The organism is Desulfitobacterium sp. (assembly GCF_982384815.1).
This window is the reverse complement of the sequence record NZ_CEVWNY010000046.1, coordinates 1-23,183: the sequence shown is the minus strand read 5'-3', so window position 1 is coordinate 23,183 and position 23,183 is coordinate 1. Positions and strand designations below refer to the sequence as shown.

Sequence of the window (23,183 nt, the reverse complement as noted above, 5' to 3'; positions counted from 1 at the left end):
AATGAGTTCTTAACCCGTACCAATCTTATGAAGGGGTATCGTTTCCCTGAGTACAAGACCCCGGTTAAAGTGGGTAAGAAAGTCGCTGTCTTTGGTGCCGGTAACGTGGCCATGGATGCCGCCCGTACAGCGCTGCGCCTGGGTGCGGAAGAGGTCAGCATTGTCTATCGTCGTTCCCGGGCGGAAATGCCTGCTCGTCATGAAGAGCTTGAGCATGCCGAGGAAGAAGGGGTTAAATTCCAGCTCTTGACCAACCCGGTAGCTATTCAAGGGGATGAAAAAGGTGCGGTCAAGTCCCTTACCTGCCTCCGCTATGAGCTGGGAGAACCGGATGCCTCCGGCCGCCGTTCCCCTGTGCCTATCCCCGGCTCGGAGTTTGACATTGAAGTAGATACGGTCGTTGTCGCCATTGGGCAAGGTCCCAATCCCCTGGTTACCCAATCCACGGAAGGATTGGAACTGAACAAATGGGGCAATATCGTCGTCAATGAAGAAACCTTGGAAACTTCTATTCCAGGCGTCTTCGCCGGCGGAGACATCGTTACCGGTGCTGCAACTGTTATCTTGGCAATGGGAGCAGGCAAAAAAGCCGCTGCCGGAATCAATGCCTACCTTATGAATAAGTAATTAGACAAAGAGGAACCCTGGTAGCTCGTTATGAGTGACTAGGGTTCTTTATATAAATGCCTTATACGTCCAAGAGCAGTCGCTGTAAAGGCTCTCGATGACTATAAAATTCTTGTTACATTTAGTAACAACGAAAGCCGCATTTTTGATGTAAAGCCCTATTTCAGCTTTAGTTTGTTTAAAGAACTACTAAATGACGACATCTTTAATGCTGTTCGTGTTGCCGGACTTTCGGTGGAATGGCCAAACGGTGATTCGGCATAACATACATGGTTTTGAGAATAGTCTAAATTGGGCAAAAAATATGTGAGAATTCGCTCTTTGGCGAAGGGTATTTTGACTAGGATGGAGAATAGTATAGACGGCTTAGGACTACCTTGGCGTCTATGTGTAGTCCATATATAAGAGAGGAGTGGTTTTTCTTGGCTCAATTGTTAGACGGCAAAGAGATTTCCAAAGTCTTAAAAGAAGAGATTAAGGAAGAAGTGAAAAGGTGGAAGGAACAAGGGGTTAACCCCAAGCTAGCTGTGGTTCTCGTTGGGGACGATCCGGCATCTGTGGTGTATGCCAAGTCCAAGCAGAAGGTCAGTGATAGCTTGGGAATCGATTTTGAGCTTTCCGTTCTACCTGCAGATAGCTCGGAAGAATCGGTATTGACTTTGATTGATTCTCTCAATGACAATCCGGAAGTTCATGGTATTATGATCGAGTTGCCCTTACCGAAGCATATCTCCAAAGAACGGGTGATGGCGGCCGTTCGTCCCGATAAAGATGTGGACGGAGTGCATCCCATCAATCGGGGCTATATTCTCAGTGGGGAAGAAGGTCTTTTCCCGGCAACCCCGGAAAGCTGTATTGAGATCATGCTCCGTTCCGGAGTGGAGATTGCCGGTAAGCATGTGGTGATTATTGGCCGAGGCGAGACTGTTGGCAAGCCATTGGTATTCCTGATCCTTAAACACAATGCCACTGTAACCATCTGTCACTCCCGTACCCCTGACTTGGGAGCCTTTACCCGCCAGGCCGATATCGTTATCGCCGCTGTGGGCAAAGCGAAACTTGTCAAGAAGGATATGGTTAAACCCGGTGCTGTAGTAGTGGATGCCGGAATTAATGAGATTCCCGGCGGTATCTGCGGTGATGTTGATTTTGAAGAAGTAAAGGAAGTAGCCTCCTTGATTTCCCCAGTACCCGGAGGAGTAGGATCTTTAACTACAGCCTTAATTATGAAAAATGTGCTTAAAGGGATAGCCTTACAGCGTAAGGAGGGAAAATAATGTCCGAGAACACAGTTTGGCAATGGACAACTGCTGAATTTTTGGCTCAATCTGCTAGTTCGGCCCCTACTCCCGGTGGCGGAAGTGTATCTGCATACGTAGGTGCTTTGGCTGCCTCTATGGTGTGCATGGTCGCCAATTTGACCATTGGCAAGGAAAAATATAAAGATGTGGAGCCCCAAGCTCTAGTTATCTTAGAAAAGGGTCAAAAGCTCTTGGATGATCTGAAAAACGGCTTGACCCAAGACATTGAGGAATTCTCCAATTTTATGGCGGTGCTAAAGCTTCCCAAAGATACTGAGGAGCAAAAACAGGCTCGTTCCGCCAAGATGCAAGAAGTGCTGGTTTCGGCTACTGATACACCCTTAGGGATCGCCCAAAATTGCTATGCGGTTTTGGAATTGGCCCAAGAGCTGGCCCCCATCGGCAATAAAGGGGCTATCAGTGATGTGGGTGTAGCCGCTTATCTAGCCGAAAGCGCCCTGAAGGCTGCTATGTTCAGTGTAGACATCAATCTACCTCAAGTTAAGGATGGCGGTTATCAGGAGAAAGTAAAGGCCGAACGGGAAAGGCTCTTTGCTCAGGCCGAAAAGCTAAAAAACGAAACTGTAGCCGTGGTGCAAAGCAGATTGTAAAAGAAAGTATATTTTGATTTTGGGGACGGGGCTGTTGCAAACGAACCAGATTGTTTGACAAGCAACGGCCCCGTTTTTTATGGTCAAGATACTTCGTATCGCTCGGTAGACAACAGCCCTGTCATCCTGAGCGAAGAATAAGGGTCGGATCTTATTGAAGTGTAATTTTGAGGGAATACTGGAATGAGGGATTTTCCGTAAAGTCTGTGTCAAAAAGAAGTCACATTTTTGATGGTATTTTAATATATAAAATCAGGGATTATGAAGCATTGTCGGGATGCAGCTTATTGACAGGTTTTAATGGAAGGAGTATAGTTCTAATGTAATGACTAGAAAATAATAGGATGGTGATTAAACTGGACGCTGGAGGCCCTAGTCGACCGAAAATGAATATTTTTACTGAAAATTGGGGTGTGTCCGGTTTAGAAGAGAGGATTTTGATTCAGCCGGCCACCTAAAGGGGGAGACCGGATGCTCAAAATTTGTAGAAATGATGCTGGTAATTATCAAGAACTATCCTTGCAGAATCTGGTTAAAGGCTCCTGGATTCAGTGTGTGAATCCAACAACCGAGGAACTTAATGCGGTGGCTGAAGCGACAGATGTACCACTGGATTTGCTTAGAGCGGCCCTTGACGAGGAAGAACGTTCCCGGATTGAGCTTGAAGACCACTGTATATTGGTGATTACCAATATACCACTCATGATTAATGATACTAACTATGACACACTGCCGCTGGGTATGGTCGTAACCGAGGATCATATTATCACTGTATGTTTGGAAAACAATCCGGTGTTCTCTGAATTTAACAGGGGAAGTTGCCGAAACTTTAATACGGCCAAACGAACACGGTTTTTATTTCAGATACTTTATAAGTCGGCTACTTATTATCTGAAGTATTTGCGGCAGATCAACAAGCGCACTGATGAGATTGAGATTGACCTTCGTCAATCCATGAAAAACAAAGAGATCTTCCAATTGATCGATTTACAAAAAGGCTTAACTTATTTTACCGCTTCTCTCCGTTCTAACGGAGTTGTGATGGATCGGCTGTTACGGTTGCGTTCAAATAGCCAGAGTTCTCATTTGATCAAGATGTATGAAGAGGATGAGGATCTTTTAGAAGATGTAATCATCGAAAACAATCAGGCCATCCAAATGGTTGAGATGTATTCACTTATATTAACCAGTATGACCGATGCCTTTGCCTCGATTATCTCCAATAATTTAAATATGGTGATGAAGTTTTTGGCTTCCATGACGATTATTCTGGCGGTGCCCACCATGTTAGCTAGTTTTTGGGGAATGAATGTTGCTGTTCCATTCGAGGATAATCCCTTTGGCTTTATTTTTGTACTGGTAATGGCCTTTCTTATAGGCGGAATTAGTGCTTTTGTTTTGTGGAAGAAGAAAATGTTCTAACTTAGGGAGGGAAACCTCCCTATTTTTGATTGTTTCGCGGCTAAGAATGCAAGAGCTTTATCTTGCCAAGCTTTTAAGGTATTGTGTATTATGGGGTAGAGGTGAAAAATGTGCCAAAGATTTGGACCGTTGCGGAATTAACCCAGGAAATAGGTCGAACCCTCAATGAAAATCCTGACTTTATCAATTGCTGGGTAGGCGGTGAAATTTCCAATTATAAAAATCACCGCCCCTCCGGGCATTGGTATTTTACATTAAAAGATGCCTCGGCCAGCCTAAAAGGGGTAATGTTTCGCAGTCGTGCTGAGCGAGTGGGGTTTGTTCCTCAGGATGGCATGAAAGTGCTGGTGCGAGGAAGTATTCGTATCTACGAACGAGATAGCAATATCCAGATCTATGTGGAAGAGATGCAGCCAAGTGGAGTAGGGGCCCTTTATTTAGCTTATGAGCAGCTTAAGGGGCGTTTAGCAAGTGAAGGATTGTTTGCGGCAGAGAGAAAAAGGCCTATACCCAAATATCCACGTCGAGTAGGAATTGTGACAAGTCCCACCGGGGCAGCCATTAAGGATATTATTAAAGTTATGCAACGACGGAATCCTCAAATTTCCTGGGTCTTAGCTCCAGCAGCAGTTCAAGGAGAAAGCGCTCCTTTAGAAGTGGCTCAAGCCATCGCCCGTCTAAATAAACAAGCAAAAGTGGATGTAATTATTGTTGGACGGGGTGGGGGTTCCTTGGAAGAACTATGGGCTTTTAACACGGAAGAAGTGGCACGGGCTATTGCCGCCTCCGGCATTCCGGTAATCTCGGCTGTAGGGCATGAGACCGATGTGACAATCGCGGATATGGTGGCGGATTTAAGAGCACCTACCCCATCAGCGGCAGCTGAATTGGCGGTTCCCGTCCGGCTGGAATTAAAGACTAACCTTGAGCAATTGGAGGCTCGGCTCCGTGGCAATATGGCTACGCAGATTCAGCAGAAAAGACAGAGGCTGGACGGTCTTGCCGGAATCGGCCCCCTATCCAATCCTTTTTGGCGTATCGATCAAAGTCGTCAGCGGCTAGATGCTCTTGGTGATCGTTTGGAGCAAGGAATGACTAGATTTGTTTCTGATAAAAATGGTATACTAAAACTATTGGCCGCAAAGCTTGATTTGTTGAGTCCTTTGGCAATTTTGGGGAGGGGTTACTCCCTGACCTATGGTCCGAAAGGAAACCTTCTCCGCAGTAGTGATGAAGTCGATCTTGGCCAACAGGTGCAAGTGCGGCTACAGCAGGGGGCACTCACCTGTGCGGTACTAGCCAAGAATGTTGATCTCAGGTAATGAGAAAGCTTAAAGGGGAATACTTAATGGAAATTGAAAATAAAGAATTAACTTTTGAAGAGGGCATCGAACGATTAGAAAAGATTGTTCGGGAGTTGGAGCAAAAGGAAGTTCCGCTTGAACAGGCTCTGAATCTTTTCCGCCAGGGAATCGAGCTAGTCCAAAATTGTAATAGTATGCTTGACCATGCTGAGAAGCAAATGCAAATTCTTTTGGAAAATCCCCATGGGGAACTGGAAATTCGCCCGGCTGATTTTCCAGTGGAAGGATGATTCATGAATGTTTCAAAAGGAATTTGAGGAATATACCCAGCTGGTGGAAACCTATCTAGACCGAATCCCTTGGGCAGGGGGGATTTTGACCGATAGTATGAAATACTCCCTTGCCGCCGGTGGGAAAAGGATTCGTCCGGTTCTAGCTCTGGCATCTGCGAAAGCAGTGGGGGGTGAGGCGGAAAGTATTCTGCCCGCGGCTTGTGCTATTGAATTGATCCATACGTATTCGTTAATTCATGATGATCTTCCGGCTATGGATAACGATGACTATCGGCGAGGCCGCTTGTCTAATCATAAAGTTTTTGGGGAAGGGCAGGCTATTTTGGCTGGGGATGCCCTTTTAACCTATGCTTTCGAACTGCTTTCCCAGTCGATTAATGGGGTGACCCCCGAGCGCCAACTGCGGGTAATTCGTGAAATGGCACAGGCCGCCGGACCGGAAGGGATGGTCGGGGGACAGGTTGCCGATTTGGAAGCCGAGGATAAAAGTCTAAATCTTTTTGAACTGGAAGGAATACATCGCTTAAAAACAGGGGCTATGCTCGTTGCTTCAGCTCGTTTGGGAGCAATTCTGGCCGGGGGAACTGAGGAAAAAATTGAAGCTTTAACCCGCTACGCTCAGGCGATCGGTTTAGGCTTTCAAATCAAAGACGATATTTTGGATATAGAGAGCGATAGCGAAACTCTTGGTAAGCCTGCTCAGAGCGATCTTCGTCAACATAAGTCTACTTATCCCTCATTAATGGGTCTCGATGGAGCCAAACATGAGCTAATGGTAAAAACAGAAGAAGCCCACGCGGCCTTGGAAGTACTTGGTGAAAGAGCGGGGTTTCTTCATGGATTAGCAGACTATATTGCTCAACGTAAGCATTGAGGTGAAGCATGAGCGACATTGCGGAAATTCTTGATAATACAGTTTTAATATCTGCGGTTCTGGCTTGGCTGATTGCCCAAACTTTGAAATTGATCATTAACTTTGCCCTGCACAGGACCTTTGATCTGGGCTTTCTTTTCAGTTCCGGAGGGTTTCCCAGCTCACACTCGGCTACTGTCTGTGCCTTGGCCATTGGTGTGGGAAAATACTATGGCTGGAATTCGCCGATTTTTGCTGTGGCCGTAATCTTTGGGATGATTGTAATGTATGATGCGGCAGGGGTACGGCGAGCTGCCGGCAAACAGGCTGAGGTGATCAATCAACTAGTGGAAGGATTGTACCAACAAATGGATCATCTCTCCCAAGAGCGGCTCAAGGAACTGATCGGTCATACCCCATTTGAGGTTTTTGCCGGGGCGATTGTCGGCCTGATCGTGGGGATTTTTATCTAATCGAAGATTTTGGAGGGTAACCTTTGGGGTATAAGAGAAAGAGTTGGAAGCATATTCTATTTGTTTTCCTTCTTAGTTTTACATTAGCAGTCATTGCCGGTTTGGGGACTGAGCTTTTAATGAGGAAGACCGATATAATTATTGCTCTAATCCTTTTACTGGTTATTATTATCATTAATATCGGGTTTGATATAATCGGAATCGCTGTCACTGCTGCTACTGAGAAGCCACATCATGCCAAAGCGGCCAACCGGGTTCCCGGGGCTCGCCAAACGTTTTTTTTGATTCGGCATGCGGATACTGTAGCGAATTTTGCCAATGATATAATTGGGGATGTAACGGGTGCCTTGAGTGGAGGTATGTCAGCCTCCATAGTTATACAAATTCTGAGAACTTATCCCACCTTGGAAGCCCAGGAAATTTGGTTTAATACTTTGATGATTGCCCTGGTGGCTTCCGTTACCGTTACCGGAAAGGCTCTCGGCAAAACTTTCGCTATCCAAAAGGCCGATGAGATTATGGGGCAGGTCGGAAGTGTCATCGCCCGCTTCGAAAGTCTGACAGGATGGTCATTTACGGAAAAGAAACGGAAGGGAGGGAAGCATAATGGGGATTCTCGAAAGAATTGATCAACCTCAAGATCTCAAAGGGTTGACTTACGCCGAACTGGAAGTGCTTGCCCAAGAGATCAGGGATGAAATAGTGGATGTGGTTTCCACGAATGGAGGGCATTTGGCCCCGAACTTAGGGGTTGTTGAGCTAACCCTGGCCTTACATCGGGTATTTAACAGTCCCGAGGATAAAATCATCTGGGATGTAGGGCATCAAAGCTATATCCATAAATTAGTAACGGGAAGGCAAAAAGAGTTTAGGAGCTTAAGGCTTTATCGCGGTTTGTCTGGTTTCCCCAAACGCTCGGAAAGCCCTCACGATTTTTTTGAAACGGGGCATTCCAGTACTTCCATCTCTGCCGCCTTGGGTTTTGCTAAGGCAAGAGATATTAATGGAGAGAAATTTCAAGTAATAGCCGTTATCGGTGATGGGGCTATGACCGGAGGAATGGCTTTTGAAGCCTTAAACCATGCCGGTCACTCTAAAACCCGAATGATTGTAGTCCTTAATGATAACGAGATGTCCATTGCTCATAATGTGGGAGCTATGTCCTCCTACCTTAACCGCTTGCGTACAGATCCACGCTATGATCGCAGTAAAGACGAGATTGAAAATTTGCTGAAAAAGATTCCCGGAATTGGTACGAAAATGGCCAAAGCAGCGGAGAAGGCCAAGGATAGCTTGAAATATTTACTGGTACCGGGGTTATTGTTTGAGGAATTGGGCTTTACTTATCTTGGTCCTATCAATGGCCATGATCAAGGGGCTTTGGAACAGGTTTTGGAGCAGGCCAAGCATGTAAAAGGGCCGGTGTTGGTCCATGCTCTCACCCAAAAGGGGAAAGGCTATGGGCCGGCAGAGAAAAATCCTACTGCCTTTCACGGGGTTGGTCCCTTTAATAAGATTACCGGTGAGATCATCAAGAAACCGGCTCCCCCGACCTATACTCAAGTATTTGGTGAGACACTTTGCCAGATCGCGGAAAAGGACCCACGGGTTGTGGCGGTTACGGCGGCGATGCCCAGTGGGACCGGACTCCATCTTTTTGCTAAACAATTTCCCGACCGGTTCTTTGATGTAGGAATTGCCGAGCAGCATGCAGTAACCTTTTCTTCGGCACTGGCCTTTGGCGGGCTGAAACCGGTTGTTTCCATCTACTCAACTTTTTACCAGAGGGCCTATGACCAAGTTCTTCATGATGTTTGCTTACCTAATGCTAATGTGGTAATGGCGATTGACCGGGCCGGAGTTGTGGGTGATGACGGCCCCACTCATCACGGTGTATTCGATATTTCCTTTTTAAGGGTTATTCCTAATTTAGTTTTTATGGCACCCAAGGACGAAGATGAGTTGCGCCATATGCTTTATACTTCCTTAAAACTTGACGGGCCGGTGGCCTTGCGTTACCCCCGTTCTGCAGGTCAGGGTGTGGATCTCAGCAATGAATTGACAGAATTACCTATCGGCAAGGCAGAGGTCCTTCTCGAAGGTAAAGATTTAACCATAATCGGTGTTGGTCCGATGGTTTATACCTGTATGGCTGCGGCGGCAGAACTTCATCATCGTGGGGTTGAGGCTACGGTAATCAATTTGCGTTATCTAAATCCTTTAGATGTCGAGACAATTCTCCGTTATGCAAGGCAAACCAAGCGTCTAATCACTGTAGAGGATCATATGCTGGCCGGTGGTATGGGCAGTGCCGTTATCGAAGTTCTGGCAGATGAAGGATTAGCAGATGTTGTAGTGGAACGTCTGGGCTATGATGAATTTGTAGAACAAGGAGCTATTTCTTTATTGCATCAAAGCTATGGCTTGTCTGTTGTGGGTATACTCAAGGCGGCTGAGCGATTAAAGGTTTTGCAGCGGATTGAGGGAAGAAGCAGTGTCTAAAGGTAAAGAACGGCTGGATGTATTGCTTGTCAAGAAGGGCTTAGCTCCCAGCCGCGAAAAGGCCAAGGCTACCATTATGGCAGGAATGGTCTATAGTAATGGGCAACGTCTGGACAAGCCCGGTCTGGAGTTGGCGGAGAACACAGTTTTAGAAGTTAAAGGAGACCTTTTACCCTATGTTTCTCGGGGCGGCCTAAAACTGGAAAAGGCTTTGAAAGTATTTCCCGTTAGCTTAAAAGACGCGGTTGTCGCTGATATTGGAGCTTCTACCGGTGGCTTTACGGATTGCGCTTTACAAAACGGGGCCCAAAGGGTCTATGCTATCGATGTGGGCTATGGTCAATTGGATTGGAAGTTGCGGACGGACCCCCGGGTGGTATGTATGGAAAGAGTCAATGCTCGCTATCTAACCCATGAGTCTTTGCCGGAACAGGTAGATTTTGTGGTTTCCGATGTAGCATTTATCTCAGTTACCAAGATTTTCCCGGCAATGCTGGAGATCCTTAAAGAAGATGGTCAGGTAATCACTTTGGTCAAGCCCCAATTCGAAGCTGGACGGGAACATATCGGTAAAAAAGGTGTTGTCAAGGACCCACAGGTTCATATTTGGGTCTTGGAATATGTGCTTCAAGAAGCAGAGAAGTATGGATTGGTTGTTAAAGGGGTGGAGTTCTCGCCGATCAAAGGACCGGAGGGGAATATCGAATACCTTGCTTGGTTGGCCCGTGAAGATGAAAAAGGGTTGTCCTGGCGGGAGCTTATTCAAGAGATTGTCCAAGATGCTCAACAAGGAAGGTAGTGAAATGCGTGGACCGAGTCGGCTTGTGGATTAATCGAAGTAAGACTGAAGCCATTGCCGTAGCCGAACAAATCGCCCCTTGGTTTAGTGAACGTGGGTGGGAGGTTTATACTAAATGGGAGGAAATCACCACTCAGGGAGTTGAGTTTATTATTTCCTTAGGCGGGGACGGGACTTTATTGGAAGCTTCACGGGAGGCTGCACCTTATGGAATCCCTGTCTTGGGAGTTAATTTGGGCCGCTTAGGATTTTTATGTGAAATTGAAAGAAATGAAGTTTTCGATGCTTTAGAAAAGGTCATCAATCACGAATACACCGTTCAAGAACGTCTCATGCTTTCCGCTGTAATAACAGACTTGGATCAACGACAGAGTACTTTCCATGCCTTGAATGATGTGGTGTTTTTAAGAGATCCTGGGGCAGCTATGATTACTCTCCAGGCTAATTTATCCGGAGAACCATCGGTAAGCTATCCGGCCGACGGCTTAATTATTTCCACGCCTACCGGTTCCACCGCCTATGCCTTATCCGCCGGAGGTCCGATTTTGGGACCGAATGTGGAAGCAATTTTACTTACTCCTTTAGCTGCTCATTCCTTGTCTGCCCGCCCAATGGTCGTATCCGGTAAGGAAAAGATTGAGATCCTGTTAGTACGGGGAGAAGAATGTATCGTTAATTTTGACGGTTATCATCACCTGGTGATGAAATTCGGAGAAACCGTCTGTATCGAGAAGGCGCCCCTTTCAGCCCTATTGATACGTTTGGGTAAAAGGAGTTTTCCCTATCTGGTACGGGAGAAACTAAAGGACCGGTGGCATGAGTAAGCGCATTCAGGATATTCAGGGGTTTATCAGAAAAATACTTATTACCAATATTCAACCGGGAGATGTGGTCTTAGATCTAACGGCCGGTCGGGGACGAGACACCTTGTTTCTAGCTCAACAGGTAGGAGAACAGGGTTTAGTTCATGCCTTTGATATTCAGGAAGCTGCTCTTCAAGAAACCTTGGAGCTCCTTAGAACCCATCAATTAGATTCCAGGGTACGCCTGCATCACTGGGATCACGGGCGATTGTTGGAAAAGGTCGCTGAACCCGTACAAGCTGCCATGTTTAATCTGGGTTATCTGCCGGGCCATAGTCAGGAGATTACTACTCAACCGGCTTCCACCTTGGCAGCATTGTCTGCTGTGCTTCAGCTGCTCCGTAAGGATGGCCTGATCGCTCTTACGGTCTATCGGGGGCATCCCGGTGGTTTGGCGGAGGCTATTGCTCTCGAAGAGTTTTTAGCCGGTTTACCGGGTCGGCAGTACAGTGTTTTACGTGGTGAATATATTAATCAGATTGAAGATGCACCTTATTGGCTTTTGGTTCAAAAAAACAAGGGGGATAGGCCATGAAGACCCGTCGGCAGATGAAAATCCAAGAGATTATTAATAATCAAGCCATCCACACCCAAGAAGAGCTTGCGGAGTGGTTACGAAAAGATGGGTTTGATGTAACCCAAGCAACCGTCTCGCGGGATATTAAGGAGATGGGGTTAATCAAAGTACCTACTGCGGATGATGATTATCGTTATGCAATTCCGGGTACGGCTCAGCCCCTTAGTACTCCGGATCGTTTGCGGCGGCGGTTGCGAGAGACAGTGGTTACTATTAATGATAGCGAAAATTTAATTGTTCTGAGAACTATTCCGGGCAATGCCCAAGCACTGGCAAGCTTGATTGATCACAGCAATTGGGAAGAAGTGATTGGTTCGGTGGCCGGGGATGATACCATCCTTTTAGTGATCAAGCCGCCTAGTGCGGTACCCACAATACGGGAGCGGATCACTCAGCTTATGGAGTAGAGCCTTTTGTCAAAGGGGAGATGGGTATTATGTTAACAGAAATCCATGTGCAAAATTTCGCCCTGATGGAGGAAGTTCAATTATCCTTTTCTGCGGGTTTAACTATTTTTTCCGGTGAAACCGGTACAGGTAAATCCATGCTAATCGATGCCCTCGGAGTGCTTTTGGGAGGAAGAGCCAGTGCGGATTTCATCCGGCATGGCCAGGATAAGGCTTTGGTTGAAGGGGTCTTTGCAGAATGTCCTACAGAAGTTCTGGAAGGTTTAGCGGAAGCCGGTTACCCCGTTGAGGAAGGCCAGTTGATCCTTTCACGAGAAATCAATCGTAATGGCAGAAATAGCTGTCGGGTTCAAGGAAGAATAGTCCCTTTGACGCTTTATCGAACTTTGGTTCAAGGCTTAGTAGACATTCATGGGCAGATGGAGCACCAATCGCTTTTTAACCCCGATAGTCATCGGGGCTTGCTGGATGCCTTTGGCGGCGATAAATTACTTGAACTGGTCAAGGAAGTAAACAAAATTGCCCGCACCTATCGCAGTCTTATTAATAAAGAACAGCAGCTTCTTCAAAGTGAAAAAGAGCGTGCACGCCGCGAGGATATTTTACGCTATCAGATTGACGAGATTAACTCGGTTAATCCTCAACCAGATGAAGAAAATTACTTGTTAGAAGAAAAGAAGCGGCTGGTGAATTCGGAGAAGATCATGAGCATTATTGGCGAAGTTTATTCCCTTCTTTATGAGGGCGGTCAACAGTCCTCTGCTTTTGATCAGATCGGTCGCTGCCGCAAGGCCCTTCAGGACCTTGTCCGTTATGATTTAGAATGCAGTAATATGCTGGAGCCGATTGAATCAATATATTACCTGGTAGAAGACCTAGCCGCTCAAGTCAGTTCCTATCGGGAAGGCTTCGAGTTTGAACCTGGACGGTTAGATGAAATAGAAGAACGCTTAATTCAATTGCAACGCTTGCGTAAATATGGATATAGTCTGGAAGAGGTTTTGCAGACCAAGGAGGAGATGGCTCGGGAACTCCATACCATCACCAACTTGCAGGCGGAATTAGAGACAATAGCTAAGTATAAGGCAAAGTGCCTGAAGGAATATCAGGTTAAAGCCCAAGAGTTGAGTCAAGAACGGAGTATCCAAGCCCAACGACTTGCCGAAGGTTTAAAAACTGAATTGGCCGATTTAGGCTTGGGAAAAAGTAGTTTTGAGGTGTGTTTTACACCGGTTGCAGAACCTCAGGCCGGTGGTGCGGAAGAAGTAGAATTCTATTTTTCCGCCAATATGGGGGAACCTGCGAAGCCTTTGGCCAAAGTGGCTTCCGGTGGGGAAATGTCCCGCCTAATGCTGGCCCTCAAAAGCCTCCTGTCTAAAATCGAAAGTGTAGGCACCTTTGTCTTTGATGAAGTGGATAGTGGTGTGGGTGGACGAACCATTCAAAAAGTAGGGGATAAATTAGCTAAGATTGCTAACTGCAAACAAGTCTTTTGTATAACCCATGCCCCACAGGTTGCGGCCTTTGGGGAACAGCACTTTGGTATTCAAAAAGAGATCGTTAATGGACGGACCAGAACAAGGATTTCCTTATTATCTGAAGAAGAAAGAATTTATGAATTGGCCCGCATGTTGGGCGGGGATGAAGACAGCATTGCTTTGGAGCATGCTCGAAAAATGCGGAAAAATATTCAATAAACCTTATAGAAAAATAATATTATGGAGATTTTATAGAATAGAAGGCGAATTTGGCCTTCTATTTTTTTATTTGGTAAACCAGAACAGAATTGACAGGATGAAAAGAAAGCATGATGGTTAATTTATTATTGGGTCTCAAAAAAAACAAATTTCAAGAGGGAAAGGAAGAACATGGGGAGACAAAAAGACGGAGGGTGATAAGAGAGTGAAAACGAAGAGAGCCATAGTCTTCGCCAGTGTTCTTATCTGTACCTTTCTCAGTCTTAATCCAACGCTTCATCAAATTACGCAATTGCCTGAACTTCAAGAATCCAGTCAGCGTAGTTTTCCGGAACTCACAGGAATCTTATCCAATTTGATTGCCGTTGAAGAAGTAAAAGCTTCGGAATCCGACGCGGTTATGGCAGCCAACACAGGGGAAGCAGAGGTAGTTCAAGTCACTTATAAACTCTTTGGCTTAATTTCCCTAAAATCCAGTACCGTTGAAGTAATGCCTGATTTAAAGCTTTTGCCCGGCGGACAATCCATCGGGGTAAGCTTGCAAGCCAAGGGAGTCATGGTAGTTGGACAGGCAGCAGTGCAAAATCAAGAGGGAAAGACGATTTATCCTGCCAAAGAAGCCGGAATCCAAGTTGGGGATGTAATCTTAAAAATCGATGGCCAAGAGATGCGCAGCGACCAAGAAGTGGCTAATGCCATTCATCGAGGCGGAGAAAAACAAGGTTATGCGGAAATCCTTATTAACCACAACGGTCAAGAAAGTTTGAAGAGAATTAAGACGGTATTTTGTACGGAAACAAAACGTCATCGCGTAGGGCTTTATGTACGAAACGAAGCGGCAGGAGTAGGAACACTTACTTTTTATGACCCTCTTAGAGGAAAATACGGAGCTTTAGGTCATGTGATTAACGATGTAGATACCAATCAAAAAATCGAAATTTTAAATGGAAGTATCGTTGCCTCTACAATCTATGCCATTGAGAAAGGGAAGCGGGGAAATCCCGGAGAAAAAATTGGCTCATTCGTTAATCAATCCAAGTTTTCCGGAAACATTGAGAAAAACACTGTTTCAGGTATTTTCGGTACTTTAGAAGGAGAAATCCACAATCCTTATTTTAAAGAAGCTATTTCCGTAGCCTGGGAATCAGAGATTAAAGAAGGTCCGGCCAAAATCTATACTGTCTTGGAAGGGGAACGAATTGAAGAATATGATGTGCAAATAGAACGAATTATGCGAAATAGGACCGATAGCAAAAACATGGTTATCAAAGTCACGGATCCGGTGCTGATAGAGAAGACCGGTGGAATCATCCAGGGGATGTCAGGCAGTCCGATCGTTCAAGACGGCAAAATCATTGGTGCAGTAACCCATGTTTTTGTTAACGACGCCAGCCGGGGCTATGGAGTTTTTATTCAAAATATGCTTAAGGATGCGGACATTGTAAGTAAAAAGGAAGCGGCATAACTTAAAAACCATTGGGGCTGAATTTGCCTCAATGGTTTTTATTATTCTGTCGATATTTACAATATTTTCTTGAAGATTAAGATAATAGAAAAACTTCTATTGAATAGTTAACTTTAAATGATATACTGTATTAGTATATTATGCGTTTCACTATAATTCAGAATATGTGGAAAAAATAGTTTAGATTTGTAAAATTTATTTCCTTTAGCAGGAAAGTTATTATCAAATGTCGAAATGCAAAGGACGTTGTATTCGAGCGAGGGGGAGCAGTTTTTATGCAAAAGCCGATCAGAGTATTACTCGCGGACGATAATCGGGAGTTTATCGAAGTCTTAAAGGAGTATATCTTACGCCAAGCGGATATGCAATTAGTTGGAATTGCTTACCACGGTAATGAAGCCCTAGACTTAATTTACCGTGAACAACCTGATTTGGTGATTTTAGATATAATAATGCCCCATTTGGATGGCTTAGGGGTCTTAGAAAAATTACAAAGTGATATTAAAAAGCCCCGTGTTATTATCTTGACCGCCTTCGGCCAAGAAAGTATGACCAAACGGGCTGTCCAATTGGGGGCTGATTACTTTATATAAAAGCCCTTTGACTTGGAGACCCTCGGAAAACGAATCCGCCAATTGCAAGGTGTTATACCCTTAACAAAATATAATAACAACGAGGATCAGGTGCATGCCCCTGCCGTCGCTTCCGCCCCTTCTGATTCCGTGAATATGGTAAGTACCGGTTCCCGTAATCTTGAAGTGGAAGTAACTCGCATGATCCATCAAATGGGTGTGCCTGCTCATGTTAAAGGTTATCAGTACTTAAGAGATGCTATTGTTAGTGTCGTACAGGAAGTGTCCCTATTAGGAGCGGTGACAAAAGAACTCTACCCCTTGATCGCCAATAAATATAATACTACCCCCAGTCGAGTGGAACGAGCCATCCGCCATGCTATTGAGCTGGCTTGGGATCGGGGGAATATCGAATTTATGAATCGTTTCTTCGGCTATACCATCAATGTCGACCGGGGTAAGCCTACCAATTCCGAATTCATCGCCATGGTAGCGGATAAGCTGAGAATGGCGAAAATGATGTAGGGCATGGGAATTAATATGTGTTTGTAAAATACCTTTCTTCAGACCTTTCTTGGTCTGCGAGAGAGGTATTTTTTACTACTGAAACTTTGGTCTAAGTGTAATCGGAGTATAAATTGCAAAGAAAAAAGAAAAAAATATTTTTCGCAAAATACCGGAAGGTTTTTGAGTCTTAAACGTTTATACTAGTGAGAACAATATTTAAGACCGAAGGAGGGCATGTAATGAAAAGCTTATCTATAAAACACCTCAAATACCTGAATTTTGGATTATTGGTTATTGTCGCAGCTGTTTTAGGGGCCGTTTATTTATGGGCACCGGTATGTGATGGCCTTTTAGAACTTGCTAACGGCAATATGGTACATATGAGGTGTTTTTACACGGCTCAAGCGGCAACTTTAATTGCGGTACTTTTATTCGTGCAAACGGTTTATTCACTTATCACGAAAAAAAATAACCCTGTAATGATTATTGCTTTAGGAATCATGCTCATTGCGGTAACCTACGAATCGATAATCGGAATTGGAGTCTGTAAAAAAGTCATGGCTTGTCATGGGACAGCATTTTGGTTAAGAGCCGGTGGGGCTTTAACTATTGTTTTAGGAATAATCTCCTTTTTTGATAAAAGCAAGGAAGAGCAGCTAGGATAATAAATTGAATTCTCTGTGGATTTAACAATCCGCGAGATTTGGGATAGGTGGCATCCGGTATTGTGAAATATATTACTATTTAGGGGGGGTAGTGCATGTGGATTTTAGCTTGGGAAAATGTTATCCGTCGCAAAGGACAATCCATCCTGACGGTTTCGATAACGGCTTTGACCGTATTGACCTTTGTCCTGGCTTTTTCGGTCTTGTTTACTTTACAAGAAGGCTTAAAGCTGTCAAATGATCGGTTAGGAGCGGATATTATCGTCCTACCGAATAAAAGCAATGCCGATGCCTTTCAAACGATTTTTACGGCAGAACCGGTAAATATTTATATGCCTGAAGATGTTACTCAACAAATTGCCCAAGTCAAAGGGATAGAGAAACTTACTCCTCAGTTCTTTACACAAACTTTGGATCAAAGTTGTTGTTCCATCGGTGGTGCAACCCGACTGGTCGGTTACGACCCGGCAACGGATTTTATCTTAGAACCTTGGTTAAATGAGCACAATCTTAAGGCTTTGGCAGACAACCAAATTATTATTGGTGGAAATATCCCCGCCTTCCTTGGTAACCAAGCATCGGTATTAGGCGGAGTCTTCACGGTTGTTGGCAGCCTCTACCCAACCGGAAGCGGCATGGATGAAACGATTTTTATGAATATTGATGTCGCCAGGGAATTGGCCAAGAATAGCCCCTATCTTCAAGGATTGTGGAAAAAGGAAACGCCGGAAAACCTGATTTCGGCAATTTTGATTAAAACTACGGAGGGCTATGATCCCGTTCAAATCACTGAAGAAATAAATAATCTGGGTCTTACCTTAGAAGCGGTAGCTACCAGCGAAGTGGTCTCCTCCATGCGGTCACAGATACTTATTGTTGGCAAATTGATTTTTGGTTTGTGGCTCGCAGTATTTTTTGTTGCCGGTTTAGCCCTAATTGGTCGCTTTAGTGCTTTGGCCAGGGAAAGAAGAAAGGAAATCGGGCTCCTTAGAGCGATTGGGGTGCAGAGAACTGAGGTGTTCAAGCTTATATTGTTGGAAGCCTGGTTTATGGCAGGTGCGGGCGGTATTGCCGGAAGCATCCTTGGCGTGTTGGGAGTCAATTCAATTTTAACCACCTTAAGAAGTGCGCTGAGTTTACCGATGGGCCAATGGTCTTGGGGTGCCGCTCTGGGTAATGGTTTGCTGGGGGTATTTGTAGCATTGCTTTTGGGATTTTTCGCCGCGGTGTATCCGGCTTGGAAAAGTTCGAAACTGGATCCCCAAGAAGCAATCGCCAGAGGGGAGGTAGACTGATATGAGTCTTTGTCGCTTAGAAAAGGTCAGCAAAACCTATGAAATGGGCGAAGTGGTCTGCCCGCTGAATGAAGTCTCACTGACAGTTGAAAAGGGCGATTTTCTGGCCATCGAAGGACCTTCCGGTACCGGCAAGAGTACCCTGCTGTATATCATGAGCGGCTTATTGATGCCCAGCGGGGGGGAAGTTTTTTTAAACGAGCATAACCTGCACAGCTTAGCAGATAGGAAAGTAACTAAGCTACGGAGGGATCTGGTCGGATTTGTGTTCCAAGAGACCAATCTTTTTCAGGCTTTAACGGTGGAAGGTAATCTACGGTTTGCTCTAAGTGTAAGTAAGGGCAAGAAGCCGGATGAAGCCAAAATAGCCTTCTTCTTAGAGGAATTGGGGCTGAGTGCAAGGCGGAGTTTTCTACCCAGCCAATTAAGTGTTGGTCAGCGCCGCAGGTTGATTATTGCCAGAGCATTAATCAATGACCCGCAGCTAGTCCTTGCTGATGAACCCACTAATGATTTGGATGAAATATGGGCAGGGAAGGTTATGGACTTATTAGCAGGGGTTATCCAACGAGGTGGTGCGGTTGTGATGGTTACCCATAATTCCCAATGGGCGGCATGTGCTAAGAGACGCTACCTTATGCAAGAAGGAAGGCTTGTAAAGAATGATAAGGCATAACAAGATAATTCCCTTATTGCTGCTGATTATGGCCTTAACCTTAACCGCCTGCACGAAAGTGGTGTGTACTACGGACCCGGCTCCGGAAAAGCCAGGTACCCCCTCTGTTCCAGTCACGGAGCCTAGCGAAAAGGAAAAGGAAATGCCAAAGGAGGCTCTCTACATTTGCCTGTACACTACTAATCAGGTAGCAGTTATCGACCTGGCAACCGGTGAAACAGTCAAGCATATTCCCGTTGGAGCAAAGCCAATTGCCCTGTCAAAATCGCCGGATGAAAAATATGTTTATGTAGCCAACAGCGGCTCCGGTGATGTGTACAAAATAAGCACTACATCCGGGGAGATAGAGGCTAAGATTGCCATTGGTAATCAGCCGGTGGCCATGACGATTAAAGCAACAGGCGATATTCTCTATGTTCTTGATTACTACCTTAATCGAGTAAGTATCGTTGATTTAACTCTCCGTTCAATGGTGGGTTTTTATCCCTTAAATACCTTTGGCTTTGAAGAAAGAATTGAACCACCGGACTGCTGCAGCGATATATTCGGTGAGCCAATGGGTGCCGGTCGTAAACCCTCAGCTATAGTGCTTGATGAGGCTGGAGGCAAGATTTATGTAGGGAATATGGGCACTTGGGATGTTGCGGTTATTGATATTCAAAAGGAAATAGAAGTTGAAACCTTTGACGCTGCTTTTGGAATTAATAAGATGATCTTCGCCGGCTCAGATAATAACAGATTATATGTTTCTGCCGCCGGCAATGAAATAGCTATCAATAATTTTATCTTAAGTATGGATTTGAAGGGGGGTGGTAGCATAGACAAGCTTCAAGTAGGTGAAAAGCCGGTAAGTATTGCTTCGTCCCCAGATGGCGGTGTAATCTATGTGGTTACGGAAAATGATGCGAAACTATGGGGGCTAAAATCAGTGACCGGCCAAGTTATCGGCTCTTGCGAATTAATGGGTCAGCCGGGAGATATCGTTCTTTCACGGGATGGAGGAAAGGCTTATATCGCCGATCTGCTTGGGGGCACGGTCTTGGTTGTAGATACCGGTGATTATACAATTTTGGATACTATTCAAGCCGGTGTAACACCTAAAGCTCTTGTCTATGTTAATAATTAGTATCTGTTTCTGCACTAGTACATTTATTTTTAATCAAAAAAAACAAAGGAGAAAGGGGAAACGGTCATGACAACTGAGAACAAAGGAAAAGAAACCACCAAAATGTCAAGACGTACCTTTATTAAAGGTACCGGTGCTGCGGCAGCGGCAGTTACTCTTGGCGGTGCCGGAATAGCCGGTACTTGGGCTGATGTTGTAGAAGGAGCCCCGGCAGATCTAACTAATGCGAAAACGTTCACTTCCAGCTGCACAATGGAGTGCCTGCATCATAACTTGAAAGGCTATGTTGTTGATGGAAAATTAGTGAAAGTGGAGGCCAATACAGCCGATCCCACTAAAGCCTGCCTAAGAGGTTTGAGCCGGGTACAATGGGTCAATCATCCCGATCGAATCAAAATGCCGATGCTGAGAACCGGTGAAAAAGGTGAGGGCAAATGGAAAGAAATCAGCTGGGATGAAGCAACGGATCTAATCGTAAGCAAAATTAAGGAAACCCAGAAGGAACTCGGCAACCAGGGAATCGCCTATAAGGGTGGCTCCGGGAACTTTGGTCAATTAGTAAACCCCGTATCAAGTGCCTTTTTCAATTATCTTGGCGGAACAACACCTTTTGTAGGATCTCTATGCTGTCAGGTTGTAACTACTACCATGCCCCCCATGCTTGGTTCCCGTTACGAAGATACCAGGGATACCATCCAGGACAGCAAATACATCCTGGTTTGGGGAACAAACCCGGCAGTAACCATGCAATCCTACATGTATAGATATATGAAGGCTATGGATAACGGTGCCAGAATGGTCACCATTGACCCTCGTTTCAGTGAAACGGCGGCAAAATCCGATGAGTGGATCCCTGTTCTGCCGGGAACCGATGCAGCACTTGGCTTGGGTATGTTAAAGATTATTATCGAAGAGAAGCTCTATGATCTTGATTTCTTACAGAAGCATAGCAGCGTTCATTTCTTGGTAGATAAGGCTACCGGAAACCAAGTAAAAGCTGATGAGAGCGAGACAATTTATATGGTCTATGACCAAATCAGCAAAACCATTGTTGCCCATGATGCAGCAGGTATCTCTCCGGCCCTAAGCCTAGCGGGTACAGAGATTGCTGATAAATACACCACAGTATTTGACTTGATCTATGAAGAGACTAAGGTTTGGACCCCGGAAAAGGTTCAAGAAGAGACAGACATTCCTGCCGGAACCGTGATTCGTCTTGCTCACGATTATGCCACCATTAAACCGGCCATGATGATCACCAATATGGGTGGTTTCCAGCGTACGGAATATGGTTCCTATGCAGTAGGCATCCAGTTCTATTTGGCAGTATTCACCGGTAACTGGGGTAAGGCCGGTAATGGGATCTGTGATGCGGGGGGAGTCGGAACAAACCTTAAGATCAATAATCCTATTAAATCGCCAAAACCGCAAGGTGAGTTCGGGTCCATCCCATCCCCCAAACTTGGGGAGTATATTTTAGCCGACAAGCCGAATAAGATTGGCTTCCTGTGGGTGATGACGACAAGCCTAATGACCCAGTTTCCCAACACCAATGCAGTTAAGGCTGCTTTAAAGAAAATTCCTTTTGTAGTCGTTGTTGATAGCCTCATGACCCCAACGGCTTTATATGCCGACCTGATTTTGCCCAATACCACAATATTCGAGTATACAGATTTGCTGGCCCACAACCGCAGCCACCTTGTCCAATACATGGAGAAAGCTGTCGAACCACCAGGTGAGGCTAAGTCGGACTTAGAAATTTTCGCTATGCTGGCCAAAAAATTAGGTTTCGGTGAAGCCTTTGACAAGACTCCCGATGAGTTAATCGAGGTATGTCTTGAAGGCACAGGTATCACCTTAGAGCAGATTAAAAAAGGTCCTGTCCAGGGTACCCCGGATCCTTATATCCCTTACAAAGACGGTATCTTTAAAACTCCCACCAAAAAAGCCGAATTGTTTATGCCCATGTGGCAATCTAAAGGCTTTAAGCCGGTTGTCAGCTATATCAGACCCAATGAGTTTATCAATGGGGATAAAGAACTAGCTGCCAAGTACCCCCTGATGGCTGTACAAAGAAAAATTAACCGGACTATTCACTCCACCTTCGGTAATTTACCCTGGATTCTGGAAACCGCCGGTGCGACTCCCCATATGCTTATCCATTCGGAAGACGCTGCAGCTCGTGGGATTAAGGACGGAGACCGGGTAGTAGCCTTCAATGATCGTGGTGAACACAAATGTGTGGCTATTGTTAAAGATCATATTAAAAAAGGAGTAATTGCCTTGGAAAATGGCTGGTGGGAGCAACATGGCGGCAGCAGCAGTTACGTAACCAGTGACTTTGTGGAGCCATTGGGCGGCGGCCATAGTTGTAACAGCACATTAGTAGAAGTAAGGAAGGAGGCATAACTTATGGCTAAACAAGTTGGCTTTTATATCAATATGGCAAACTGTTACGGATGTCAAACCTGTACGGTAGCATGCAAATCGGAACAAAAAACCGCTCCCGGTGTAAGCTGGCGTAAGGTGCGGAAATTCGATACGGAAAACCCTGCTTCCCATGCAACGATATCGATGGGATGTAACCATTGTGAGCATCCACAATGTTTGATTAACTGTCCGGCCGGTGCTTACACGAAATTAGAGAATGGAATTGTTTATCAAGATCATAGCAAATGCATCGGCTGCCGGATGTGTGTTATGGCTTGTCCTTATGGAGTCCCCCAATATGATCCGGAAGAGGGCAAAACCAGTAAATGCAGTTATTGTAAAGAACGTATTGAACAAGGCTTAGAGCCTCGCTGTGTGGAAGCTTGCCCAGGGGGTAATCTTGTTGCCGGGGATATAGAGGAATTAAAGGCCAAATATGCCGGTGTTCAGGAACTACCCGTAACCCCCGCCGCAAAAATTACCGGACCATCAATAATAATCAATCCGGCGAAAGCATTTAAAAAATAGAGAGGAGGTCTTTACATGGGTACTTGGGAGTTTCCATTAGTATTATTTACGGTTTTTGGTCAATGGGCGATCGGCTTGGCCTTAGTAATAACCTTGGTAGAGTATATGTTTGGTTCATCTTTAAACGAAGCTGCCTTAAAAAAACTAAGGATGGGCGGTATCGCCGTTTTGCCTTTAGTCGGTCTCGGTG

At 45.3% G+C, this 23,183-nt stretch carries 24 protein-coding genes and 1 pseudogene; all 25 read left to right on the top strand.

Annotated elements, in window-relative coordinates; genetic code table 11:
* A partial coding sequence (locus AC1U9U_RS08860) for an FAD-dependent oxidoreductase (protein ID WP_479960195.1) occupies positions 1-627 on the top strand: 627 nt, incomplete at its 5' end.
* A 63-nt stretch (positions 628-690) separates the two neighbouring features.
* Complete coding sequence (locus AC1U9U_RS08855; RefSeq protein WP_479960197.1) at positions 691-891, top strand: DUF2442 domain-containing protein; 201 nt, start codon at positions 691-693, stop codon at positions 889-891.
* 158 nt (positions 892-1,049) lie between these two features.
* The gene (locus AC1U9U_RS08850; RefSeq protein ID WP_479960194.1) at positions 1,050-1,904 is read left to right on the top strand and encodes a bifunctional 5,10-methylenetetrahydrofolate dehydrogenase/5,10-methenyltetrahydrofolate cyclohydrolase; all 855 of its coding nucleotides are present in this window, start codon (positions 1,050-1,052) and stop codon (positions 1,902-1,904) included.
* Entirely contained in the window at positions 1,904-2,539 is a 636-nt protein-coding gene (locus tag AC1U9U_RS08845) for a cyclodeaminase/cyclohydrolase family protein (protein WP_479960193.1), read from the top strand. Before AC1U9U_RS08850 ends, AC1U9U_RS08845 begins: the two co-directional genes overlap by 1 nt.
* Before the next feature lie 471 nt (positions 2,540-3,010).
* Positions 3,011-3,961 carry a magnesium transporter CorA family protein gene (locus tag AC1U9U_RS08840; RefSeq protein WP_479960192.1) on the top strand — a complete coding sequence of 317 codons (951 nt, stop codon included), beginning with the start codon at positions 3,011-3,013 and terminating at the stop codon, positions 3,959-3,961.
* Between the two features lie 110 nt (positions 3,962-4,071).
* A complete protein-coding gene (gene xseA, locus AC1U9U_RS08835; protein WP_479960191.1) occupies positions 4,072-5,283 on the top strand; it encodes an exodeoxyribonuclease VII large subunit in 1,212 nt (403 codons plus the stop codon).
* Positions 5,284-5,309: 26 nt separating this feature from the next.
* Entirely contained in the window at positions 5,310-5,555 is a 246-nt protein-coding gene (xseB, locus tag AC1U9U_RS08830; protein WP_479960190.1) for an exodeoxyribonuclease VII small subunit, read from the top strand.
* Positions 5,556-5,562: 7 nt separating this feature from the next.
* Positions 5,563-6,432: a polyprenyl synthetase family protein gene (locus AC1U9U_RS08825; RefSeq protein ID WP_479960189.1), complete on the top strand. Its 870-nt coding sequence runs from the start codon at positions 5,563-5,565 to the stop codon at positions 6,430-6,432.
* Between the two features lie 8 nt (positions 6,433-6,440).
* Positions 6,441-6,884, top strand: a complete 444-nt coding sequence (locus AC1U9U_RS08820; protein WP_479960188.1) for a divergent PAP2 family protein — start codon at positions 6,441-6,443, stop codon at positions 6,882-6,884.
* Between the two features lie 23 nt (positions 6,885-6,907).
* Positions 6,908-7,513 (top strand): hypothetical protein, encoded by a 606-nt coding sequence (locus AC1U9U_RS08815; RefSeq protein ID WP_479960187.1) that lies wholly within the window; start codon positions 6,908-6,910, stop codon positions 7,511-7,513.
* The gene (dxs, locus tag AC1U9U_RS08810; protein ID WP_479960186.1) at positions 7,491-9,386 is read left to right on the top strand and encodes a 1-deoxy-D-xylulose-5-phosphate synthase; all 1,896 of its coding nucleotides are present in this window, start codon (positions 7,491-7,493) and stop codon (positions 9,384-9,386) included. Before AC1U9U_RS08815 ends, dxs begins: the two co-directional genes overlap by 23 nt.
* Positions 9,379-10,185 (top strand): TlyA family RNA methyltransferase, encoded by an 807-nt coding sequence (locus AC1U9U_RS08805; protein ID WP_479960185.1) that lies wholly within the window; start codon positions 9,379-9,381, stop codon positions 10,183-10,185. Before dxs ends, AC1U9U_RS08805 begins: the two co-directional genes overlap by 8 nt.
* Positions 10,186-10,193: 8 nt before the next feature.
* The gene (locus AC1U9U_RS08800; RefSeq protein ID WP_479960184.1) at positions 10,194-11,009 is read left to right on the top strand and encodes an NAD(+)/NADH kinase; all 816 of its coding nucleotides are present in this window, start codon (positions 10,194-10,196) and stop codon (positions 11,007-11,009) included.
* Positions 11,002-11,583 (top strand): tRNA 5-(aminomethyl)-2-thiouridylate-methyltransferase MnmM, encoded by a 582-nt coding sequence (mnmM, locus tag AC1U9U_RS08795; protein ID WP_479960183.1) that lies wholly within the window; start codon positions 11,002-11,004, stop codon positions 11,581-11,583. The genes AC1U9U_RS08800 and mnmM overlap by 8 nt, the downstream gene beginning before the upstream one ends.
* On the top strand, positions 11,580-12,032 hold the full coding sequence (gene argR / locus AC1U9U_RS08790; RefSeq protein ID WP_479960182.1) for an arginine repressor: 453 nt from the start codon (positions 11,580-11,582) through the stop codon (positions 12,030-12,032). Before mnmM ends, argR begins: the two co-directional genes overlap by 4 nt.
* A gap of 29 nt (positions 12,033-12,061) precedes the next feature.
* Positions 12,062-13,729, top strand: coding sequence for a DNA repair protein RecN (gene recN, locus AC1U9U_RS08785; RefSeq protein WP_479960181.1), 1,668 nt, complete (start codon positions 12,062-12,064; stop codon positions 13,727-13,729).
* A 205-nt stretch (positions 13,730-13,934) separates the two neighbouring features.
* Positions 13,935-15,194: a SpoIVB peptidase gene (gene spoIVB, locus AC1U9U_RS08780; protein WP_479960180.1), complete on the top strand. Its 1,260-nt coding sequence runs from the start codon at positions 13,935-13,937 to the stop codon at positions 15,192-15,194.
* 275 nt (positions 15,195-15,469) lie between these two features.
* Positions 15,470-16,291 (top strand): annotated as a pseudogene (gene spo0A / locus AC1U9U_RS08775) (sporulation transcription factor Spo0A).
* Between the two features lie 221 nt (positions 16,292-16,512).
* Positions 16,513-16,938 carry a DUF4418 family protein gene (locus AC1U9U_RS08770; protein ID WP_479960179.1) on the top strand — a complete coding sequence of 142 codons (426 nt, stop codon included), beginning with the start codon at positions 16,513-16,515 and terminating at the stop codon, positions 16,936-16,938.
* Positions 16,939-17,033: 95 nt separating this feature from the next.
* Positions 17,034-18,233, top strand: a complete 1,200-nt coding sequence (locus AC1U9U_RS08765) for an ABC transporter permease (RefSeq protein WP_479960178.1) — start codon at positions 17,034-17,036, stop codon at positions 18,231-18,233.
* A gap of 1 nt (position 18,234) precedes the next feature.
* Positions 18,235-18,909, top strand: a complete 675-nt coding sequence (locus tag AC1U9U_RS08760) for an ABC transporter ATP-binding protein (protein WP_479960177.1) — start codon at positions 18,235-18,237, stop codon at positions 18,907-18,909.
* The gene (locus AC1U9U_RS08755; RefSeq protein WP_479960176.1) at positions 18,896-20,035 is read left to right on the top strand and encodes a YncE family protein; all 1,140 of its coding nucleotides are present in this window, start codon (positions 18,896-18,898) and stop codon (positions 20,033-20,035) included. Before AC1U9U_RS08760 ends, AC1U9U_RS08755 begins: the two co-directional genes overlap by 14 nt.
* Before the next feature lie 66 nt (positions 20,036-20,101).
* Entirely contained in the window at positions 20,102-22,444 is a 2,343-nt protein-coding gene (locus AC1U9U_RS08750; protein WP_479960175.1) for a molybdopterin-containing oxidoreductase family protein, read from the top strand.
* Positions 22,445-22,447: 3 nt separating this feature from the next.
* Positions 22,448-22,993 (top strand): 4Fe-4S dicluster domain-containing protein, encoded by a 546-nt coding sequence (locus tag AC1U9U_RS08745; protein WP_479960174.1) that lies wholly within the window; start codon positions 22,448-22,450, stop codon positions 22,991-22,993.
* A gap of 15 nt (positions 22,994-23,008) precedes the next feature.
* Positions 23,009-23,183, top strand: a 175-nt coding sequence (locus tag AC1U9U_RS08740) for a DmsC/YnfH family molybdoenzyme membrane anchor subunit (RefSeq protein WP_479960196.1), incomplete at its 3' end; no start/stop codon positions are given.

What these genes read in the sequence shown, in the direction of transcription:
- AC1U9U_RS08840 (WP_479960192.1), top strand. Translation starts at nt 3,011, where the DNA reads ATGCTCAAAATTTGTAGAAATGATGCTGGTAATTATCAAGAACTATCC.
- recN (WP_479960181.1), top strand. Translation starts at nt 12,062, where the DNA reads ATGTTAACAGAAATCCATGTGCAAAATTTCGCCCTGATGGAGGAAGTT.
- mnmM (WP_479960183.1), top strand. Translation starts at nt 11,002, where the DNA reads ATGAGTAAGCGCATTCAGGATATTCAGGGGTTTATCAGAAAAATACTT.
- argR (WP_479960182.1), top strand. Translation starts at nt 11,580, where the DNA reads ATGAAGACCCGTCGGCAGATGAAAATCCAAGAGATTATTAATAATCAA.
- AC1U9U_RS08750 (WP_479960175.1), top strand. Translation starts at nt 20,102, where the DNA reads ATGACAACTGAGAACAAAGGAAAAGAAACCACCAAAATGTCAAGACGT.
- AC1U9U_RS08845 (WP_479960193.1), top strand. Translation starts at nt 1,904, where the DNA reads ATGTCCGAGAACACAGTTTGGCAATGGACAACTGCTGAATTTTTGGCT.
- AC1U9U_RS08755 (WP_479960176.1), top strand. Translation starts at nt 18,896, where the DNA reads ATGATAAGGCATAACAAGATAATTCCCTTATTGCTGCTGATTATGGCC.
- AC1U9U_RS08825 (WP_479960189.1), top strand. Translation starts at nt 5,563, where the DNA reads ATGTTTCAAAAGGAATTTGAGGAATATACCCAGCTGGTGGAAACCTAT.
- AC1U9U_RS08770 (WP_479960179.1), top strand. Translation starts at nt 16,513, where the DNA reads ATGAAAAGCTTATCTATAAAACACCTCAAATACCTGAATTTTGGATTA.
- xseB (WP_479960190.1), top strand. Translation starts at nt 5,310, where the DNA reads ATGGAAATTGAAAATAAAGAATTAACTTTTGAAGAGGGCATCGAACGA.
- AC1U9U_RS08745 (WP_479960174.1), top strand. Translation starts at nt 22,448, where the DNA reads ATGGCTAAACAAGTTGGCTTTTATATCAATATGGCAAACTGTTACGGA.
- AC1U9U_RS08765 (WP_479960178.1), top strand. Translation starts at nt 17,034, where the DNA reads ATGTGGATTTTAGCTTGGGAAAATGTTATCCGTCGCAAAGGACAATCC.
- AC1U9U_RS08820 (WP_479960188.1), top strand. Translation starts at nt 6,441, where the DNA reads ATGAGCGACATTGCGGAAATTCTTGATAATACAGTTTTAATATCTGCG.
- dxs (WP_479960186.1), top strand. Translation starts at nt 7,491, where the DNA reads ATGGGGATTCTCGAAAGAATTGATCAACCTCAAGATCTCAAAGGGTTG.
- AC1U9U_RS08760 (WP_479960177.1), top strand. Translation starts at nt 18,235, where the DNA reads ATGAGTCTTTGTCGCTTAGAAAAGGTCAGCAAAACCTATGAAATGGGC.